The sequence below is a fragment of the Buchnera aphidicola (Hyperomyzus lactucae) genome, assembly GCF_005081705.1.
Taxonomy (GTDB): domain Bacteria; phylum Pseudomonadota; class Gammaproteobacteria; order Enterobacterales; family Enterobacteriaceae; genus Buchnera; species Buchnera aphidicola_Y.
Map to the genome: position 1 here is coordinate 1 of NZ_CP034877.1, position 7,707 is coordinate 7,707.

A 7,707-nucleotide genomic window follows, 5' to 3' on the forward strand; every position below is an offset into this window, starting at 1 on the left:
ATTGTATAAATTTATTTTGTTATTTTTTTTTGTATAACTTACATAAATTATTATATTCAATATCTATCTTTTTTTTAAGACCCTTTGGACCTATTTTTGTTAATTCACTAGCTGAATAATAATTAATTAAAGCATTTAAAATTTTATTTCTAGCTGATTGTTCATCTAATTGTGAAATAATTTTGATATCTGAAAAAGAAATAAACATTTTCTTTTCCTGTTTTTTTAATTTTTGAGATAACTTCATTTTTTTAGATAAATAATTATTTATTTTGGATTTTGAAATATTGCATAACATAAAAAACATAGGTGTCAAAAATATTTTTTTAGGTATATAATTACTAATGGAAGTATTTTTTATTCTCCTGCATTTAACAAAACCCATTGGTTCTAAAAATTCGTTTATCAAACGTGAGGCACGAGTAATAGATTTATTTCCAGAATCTGAAAAAGTAGACAATCCACATTCATCTGCTAATTTTTCAATAGAAGCTTCGACTAGTTTAGAATCAATATTAAAATAGTACAACATGGCTGATACTATGGCTCTCATAGCACACGCTCGATGTTCATTTAATCGTCTAAATCGAGGTAAAATATTACCAGTTTTAGGATCTATAGGCAATAAAGTATGATTTAAACTGCTTCTAGCAACGTCTATTTCAGATGCTTTTTTCATTGCATAACAAATAAATGTAGATCTTTTTTTCTCATTTTTAGGTGGATTAAAAACTGGTTTAGGATTATATATATAATTTTTTCTAGGCACTAAATACACTTGATTAAGGTAAAATATATTTTTAAAAAGAAGCATTTATGATAAATAATGTATTATATTTAAAAATAAATTACAATTTTCTGAATATAACATTGCGATCAAAAAAATTCAAATTTTTATTATTTTTAAAAATTAGTGGAGAACATGTTTTTTTTTACTCATTTTATCAATATATGCCATTCCAAAAGCTGATAATACAAAAGTTAAATGAATTATAACACACAACATAATTTTGTTATCTAATATTTTCTCTGCTTCCATAAAAAGACGTAAAAGATGTACAGAAGATATAGCAACTATAGAAGATGCCACCTTGTTTTTAATTGAATTTACATCCATAGTACCCATCCATCCCAATCTTTTTTGATTATCTTCCATATCCATTTTGGAAATAAAATTTTCATAACCAGAAAACATCACCATTACTAATAATCCACCAACTAAGGCAATATCAATTAAAGACAATACAACTAAAACTAATCCAGATTCAGACATAGATATAATATCTGGAATAATAAATATAATTTGCTGAAAAAATTTTAATGTTAACAATATAAATCCAAATGATAAACCTACATATACAGGAAACATTAACCACCGAGAAGCATATATAGTTCTTTCAATAATTTTTTCCATTTTTTTTCCTAATCGTTTTTTCAAAAAAATACTGTTTTTCTATAATTTAAACAAGAAATCATTAAATTTTTAATAAGTTATATTGAAAATAATTAAAATTTATGTTAAGAGTATCTATTACTTTTATAAATTATATTTATTCATAAAAAAAAATAAAAGTAAAGTATATATTAGAAAATATAAGAACATATATAAAATATTGATTTTATCATGCATAAACATTAACCTTCTACTACTTTAAAGTATCATTTTATGATATCAAGAAAATGTTATATACATAATCCTAATCCAAGATTTGTACCACCAAAAAATAATAAACGTCGACCTTATTTTATTTGCCATGCAATGAAAAAAGCATCGGAGATAGATGTTGCACGATGCGAATTAACCTATTTTTTACAGATTAAAAAAACTCAAAATAGTAATTCTTTAAAAACATTTAGAAGATTGAACGAACATCGAGCATGTGCTATGAGAGCAATGGTTTTAGCTATGCTTTATCACTTTAATATTTCTTCTGAATTAGTTCAAGCATCTGTTGAACAATTATCTGATGAATGTGGTTTGTCTACATTATCTAAAGCAGGCAATAAATCTATTACTCGTGCTTCTAGATTAATTACTAATTTTATGGAACCTATGGGGTTTGTTACTTGCAAAAAAACATGGGATAAAATATTAGGTAATTATATGCCTAAAATGATTACATTAACTCCTTTGTTTTTTATGTTACTTGATATTTCTGAAAAAAATTTAATAAATGCTAAACAACAGCAGTTAGGATGGATTAATAAAAATCTTATTAGTAAAGGTCTTAAACCAATTACTATGCTGGATGCTAAAAGACGTTCTAAAGATGCTCAAATTAAAAATATTTTTAAATATAGAATATCTAGACATGCTTTCTACAAGAAAAAGAGAAATGCACAACGTTTAATTTCTTTAGATGAAAAAGAAGCTAGACAAACAATTCTTCGTGCTTTAGTAGCTAAATATTCTATTAGTGAGTTGACTAAATTAGGTCCTAATGGATTAAAAAAACAAGTTAACATCAGTTATTATTATTTACGGAAAATAGCTACAAATACGTATCCTGATAATTAAAAGTTTTTTTACCAAGAGAAAATTTATACGTTTTTTACGTAGAATTTCTATTTTTTAGAATTTACTATTTTCATTTGTTTTTTTTGATTTCCTTTCATTTTTAAAAAAAAAATCTCTAAAGAAAAAATTTATGCGTTTTTTTACGTAGAATTTCTATTTTTTAATTTTACCATCTCATTTTTATCTTTTTTTTAGTTTTGTTTTTTAAATAAATGCATGTTGTTTTTTTTAATAAATGCTTTTTATATAATAAATGCAAAATAACAATGTTTTTAATCTTATATAAAAAAATAAATAAACATGTTAATTTTAAAAAAAAAAATAGCGAAGGTTTTATATATAAAACCTTCGCTATTTTTTTTTAAATTAAGTTAAAAATAAGATTTAAATCTTCTTCTATTTAAAATAAAATCAGGTATATGCTCTTCATAAATCTTAATATCTTTTAAAAATTTCATGGTTAGATCAATACTGTCTAAATTATTTAATAAACAAAATCGATAAAAATCATCTAATTCAAATGAAAAAACGTTTCCATTTATAAAAATTTTTTTATCAACTAAGTTTACTGTACATTTAATACCTATATTTTTTTTGATAATATCAAAAAGAAAATCAATTTCCTGATTTTTTAAAGTAATTAAAAGGAGTTTATTATTAAAACTATTATTATAAAAAATATCAGCGAAACTAGATGATATAATTACTTTAAAACCATAGTCTAACAAGGACCAAACAGCATGCTCTCTTGATGATCCGCAACCAAAATTCTCTCTAGTTAATAAAATACTAGCATTTTTATAAATTGTTTTATTTAATATAAATTTATTATTTTTTTTTAATTGATTTTCATCAAAAAAGCGCCAATTATGAAATAAAAATTTACCAAATCCAATTTTATTTATTCTCTTTAAAAATTGCTTAGGAATAATAATATCTGTATCTATATTAGATACATCTAGGGGGGCAACAACACCAGTATGTTGAGTAAATTTAAACATTTTTTAATTAATCTCGCTATTATCTATTTTTCTAATATCAAAAAAATTTCCATATATAGCAGCTGCTGCAGCCATAATAGGACTAACTAAATGTGTTCTACCACCGCGACCCTGTCTCCCTTCAAAATTTCGATTACTAGTAGAGGCACAACGTTCACCTTCATTTAATCTATCTTTATTCATTCCCAAACACATAGAACAACCTGGTAACCGCCATTCAAAACCTGAATCAATAAAAATTTTATCTAAACCTTCATTTTCAGCTGTTCTTTTAACTAAACCAGAACCAGGTACAACAATTGCTTTTACATGACTAGAAATTTTTTTATTTTTAAGTATTTTTGATGCTGCACGTAAATCTTCTATGCGAGCATTAGTACAAGAACCAATGAAAACTTTATCAATTTTAATATCTGTTAAATAAGTTCCTGGTTTTAAACCCATATATTTACAAGCAGATCTTGCAAGATCTCTTTTTATTAAATTATCAAAACCATTAAAATCAGGTATTTTTTGATCAATTGAAATTACTTGATCTGGATTAGTTCCCCAAGTAATTTGAGGTGAAAGATCTGATATATTTAAACAAAAAACTTTATCAAAATAAGCATCTTTATCAGATTTTAAAGTTTTCCAATAATTTATTGCCTTTTTCCAAAATTCACCATAAGGTGAATACATTTTATTTTTTAAATATGAATATGTAGTTTCATCTGGTGCAATTAATCCTGATTTTGCACCCATTTCAATTGCCATATTACAGATTGTCATTCTTTCTTCCATATTCATTTTTGTTATTACATCACCACAAAATTCGATTACATATCCAGTACCTCCTGATGAACCTAATTTTCCTATAATAAATAAAATTACATCCTTAGCAGTAACAAATTTCTTTAGTTCTCCTGTAATCTCTATTTTCATAGTTTTAAAACGTTCTTGCTTTAATGTTTGAGTTGCAAGAACATGTTCTACTTCAGAAGTACCAATACCAAAAGCTAATGCACCAAATGCACCATGAGTTGACGTGTGTGAATCACCACATACAATTGTCATTCCAGGTAAGGTCATACCTTGTTCAGGACCTATAACATGTACTATACCTTGATTTGGATTTTTTAAATCATAAAGTTCTATACTAAAATCTTGACAATTTTTTATTAACTGTTCCATTTGTATTTTCGCCATAGAACCAGATGCATTAATATCATTATTTTCAGTTGAAACATTATGATCCATAGTAGCAAAAGTTTTTTGGGGTTGTCTAACTATGCGGTTTTTTTCACGTAATGAATTAAAAGCTTGAGGAGATGTAACCTCATGAAGTAAATGTAAATCTATATACAAAATAGATCTATTTTTTTCTTCTTTATGTATAACATGTGCATCATATATTTTTTCATATAACGTTTTTTTCATTTTATTTATCCTTTATTAAACAATTAGCAATCGCATCGCCCATTTCATTTGTTGTTATATAATTATTATCACTACATATATCTGCAGTTCGATAACCCTTTTTTAAAACATTCTTAACGGATTGATCAATTTTATCTGCTATTGCATTTAAATGCATTCCATATCTTACTAACATAGAAACTGAAAGAATTTGCGCTATAGGGTTGGCAAGATTTTTACCTTCAATATCAGGTGCAGATCCACCAGCAGGTTCATATAAGCCAAAATTTTTTTCATTTAAACTGGCAGACGGTAACATGCCAATGGAGCCGGTAATCATAGCGCATTCATCTGAAATAATATCTCCAAACAGATTAGAACATAGCAATACATCAAATTGATCAGGATTCTTAATAATTTGCATTGTAGCATTATCAATATATAAATGAGATAAGATAACATTCGGATATTTTTTAGAAACATCTTCAACTATTTCTCTCCATAAAACAGAACTTTGTAAAACATTTGCTTTATCTATAGAACATACTTTATTTCTTCTCATTTGTGCTAATTTAAAAGCTAAATGAGCAATACGTATAATTTCATATTCATTATAAATTTCTGTATCAAAAGCATATTGAGTATTATCTTTTTTTCTACTTCGGCCCTTAGGCTCTCCAAAATAAATCCCCCCTGTTAGCTCTCGAACACATAATATATTGAAACCATTTTTTATAATATCAGGACGTAAAGGAGATAAGTCTTTTAACTCTAAGTATAATTTTGCCGGTCTCAGATTAGAAAAAAGATTAAAGTGCTTTCTCAAGGGAAGTAAAGAAGCTCTTTCAGGACGTTCTTCTAAAGGAAGTTTATTCCATTTATCACCACCTACAGAACCAAATAAAATTGCATCAGAATTTTCACATCCTCTTAGTGTATTTTTTGGTAAAGCAACACCTTCGAAATCAATAGCTGATCCACCAATATTAAATTCCTCTAATTTTAAAGATAAACAAAAATGATTTTTTAAAATGTCTAAAATTTTATATGCTTCTCTCATCACTTCAGGACCTATTCCATCACCAGGTAATACAGCAATACGATACTTTTTTTTCATAAAAAGGATTCTCTATTAAATAATATTTAAATGAATATATTTTTTAAAAAATATTAAGATTTTTTTAAATTTTTTAGCAAGTTTAATTGTTTGTTCACTTGTTTTACTTTCCATATATTATTTAACACATTAACCATTGCTTGAGCTGATGATTCAATAATATCGGTAGCTAAACCTATTCCATGAAACTTGCGTTTTTGATATTCTACCAGAATATCAACTTGACCTAACGCGTCTTTACCCTTACCCTTAGCTACAAGTTGAAATTTTTGTAATATTATAGGAAAAACTGTAATTCTATTTAATGCCTGATAAATAGCATCGACTGGTCCATTACTAGTAGTAGAAGATTCGGTATATATTTTGTTACCGCATAATAATTGAACTGAAGCAGTAGACAAACCATTAGAAATAGATTGAACGCTAAAAAATTTTAAAGAAAAATATTCTGATTCTTCTTGCTGTTTGTTAATAAAAGCTAAAGCTTCTAAATCATAATCAAAAACCTGTCCTTTTTTATCTGCTAATTTTAAAAAAGCTATATATAATTCATCTATATTATAATCACTATTTTTATAACCCATTTGATCCATATAATATTTTACTGCTGCTCTTCCAGAACGTGACGTTAAATTAAGTTTTACTTCTTTTAAACCAATACTACTAGGTTCTATGATTTCATAATTTTTTCTGTTTTTCAAAACACCATCTTGATGTATACCAGAAGAGTGTGAAAAAGCATTACTACCTACTATAGCTTTATTTGATGGAATAGGCATGTTACAAATTTGACTGATAATTTGACTAGTGCGATAAATTTCTGTATGTTTTATATTAGTAGATACACCTAAAATATCTTCTCTAACTTTTATAGCCATAATTACTTCTTCTAATGCTGTATTTCCAGCTCTCTCACCGATTCCATTTATAGTCCCTTCTATTTGTCTAGCACCAGCCTGTATAGCTGATATAGAATTACCTACAGCCATTCCTAAATCATCATGACAGTGTACTGAAATTATAGATTTATGAATATTAGGAACGCGTTCAAATAAATTTTTAATTATAAAAGATATTTCATTAGGTATTGAATATCCTACTGTATCTGGTATGTTAATTGTTTTTACACCTGAAGAGATTAATTTTTCTACAATGCGACATAAATTATCTAATGTAGTCCTACTTGCATCTTCACAAGAAAATTCAATATCATCTGTATAACGTAAGGCTTTTTTTACAGAAAAAATAGCCATTTCTATAATTTCATCAAAATTTTTTCTTAATTTAGATTCCATATGAAGTGTTGAAGTTGCTAAAAAAATATGAATTCGAAAAGAATTAGATGAAGACATCGCTTCACCTGCTGCATCAATATCTTTTTCTACACAACGTGCTAAACTACATATTCGACTATTTTTAATGTTTTTAGATATAGCTTGAACTGATTTAAAATCCCCTGGAGATGAAATAGGAAATCCTACTTCCATAATATCTATCCCTGCTTTTTCTAAAGACAATGCAATTTGTAATTTTTCCTTAACACTTAAGCTTGCTTGGAGAGCTTGTTCGCCATCACGTAGAGTTGTATCAAAAATTATAACTTTAGAATTCATAAAAATTTTCTCAACTTAAAAAAGTGATATGTTTTATTTAACAAAATAAATTTATACAAT

General features: G+C 26.3%; 7 protein-coding genes. 1 reads left to right on the plus strand and 6 read right to left on the minus strand.

Annotated elements, in window-relative coordinates; translation table 11 throughout:
- Nucleotides 1-19 precede the first annotated feature (19 nt).
- The gene (gene repA, locus D9V68_RS03135) at nucleotides 20-769 is read right to left on the minus strand and encodes a plasmid replication initiator RepA (RefSeq protein ID WP_187308330.1); all 750 of its coding nucleotides are present in this window, start codon (nucleotides 767-769) and stop codon (nucleotides 20-22) included.
- Between the two features lie 141 nt (nucleotides 770-910).
- Nucleotides 911-1,414, minus strand: a complete 504-nt coding sequence (locus tag D9V68_RS03140) for a TIGR00645 family protein (RefSeq protein WP_158358287.1) — start codon at nucleotides 1,412-1,414, stop codon at nucleotides 911-913.
- Between the two features lie 252 nt (nucleotides 1,415-1,666).
- Between D9V68_RS03140 and repA (D9V68_RS03145) the strand changes: the two genes are divergently transcribed.
- The gene (gene repA, locus D9V68_RS03145; RefSeq protein ID WP_158358289.1) at nucleotides 1,667-2,518 is read left to right on the plus strand and encodes a plasmid replication initiator RepA; all 852 of its coding nucleotides are present in this window, start codon (nucleotides 1,667-1,669) and stop codon (nucleotides 2,516-2,518) included.
- A gap of 371 nt (nucleotides 2,519-2,889) precedes the next feature.
- On the opposite strand, the gene leuD is transcribed toward repA (D9V68_RS03145), so the two are convergent.
- Genes leuD through leuA form a run of 4 tightly spaced genes read right to left on the minus strand, consistent with a single transcriptional unit; the run spans nucleotide 2,890 to nucleotide 7,647 of the window.
- Nucleotides 2,890-3,519, minus strand: coding sequence for a 3-isopropylmalate dehydratase small subunit (gene leuD, locus D9V68_RS03150; protein ID WP_158358291.1), 630 nt, complete (start codon nucleotides 3,517-3,519; stop codon nucleotides 2,890-2,892).
- 3 nt (nucleotides 3,520-3,522) lie between these two features.
- On the minus strand, nucleotides 3,523-4,938 hold the full coding sequence (gene leuC / locus D9V68_RS03155; protein ID WP_158358293.1) for a 3-isopropylmalate dehydratase large subunit: 1,416 nt from the start codon (nucleotides 4,936-4,938) through the stop codon (nucleotides 3,523-3,525).
- Between the two features lies 1 nt (nucleotide 4,939).
- On the minus strand, nucleotides 4,940-6,034 hold the full coding sequence (gene leuB / locus D9V68_RS03160; RefSeq protein ID WP_158358295.1) for a 3-isopropylmalate dehydrogenase: 1,095 nt from the start codon (nucleotides 6,032-6,034) through the stop codon (nucleotides 4,940-4,942).
- Nucleotides 6,035-6,087: 53 nt separating this feature from the next.
- A complete protein-coding gene (gene leuA / locus D9V68_RS03165; RefSeq protein ID WP_158358297.1) occupies nucleotides 6,088-7,647 on the minus strand; it encodes a 2-isopropylmalate synthase in 1,560 nt (519 codons plus the stop codon).
- Nucleotides 7,648-7,707 lie beyond the last annotated feature (60 nt).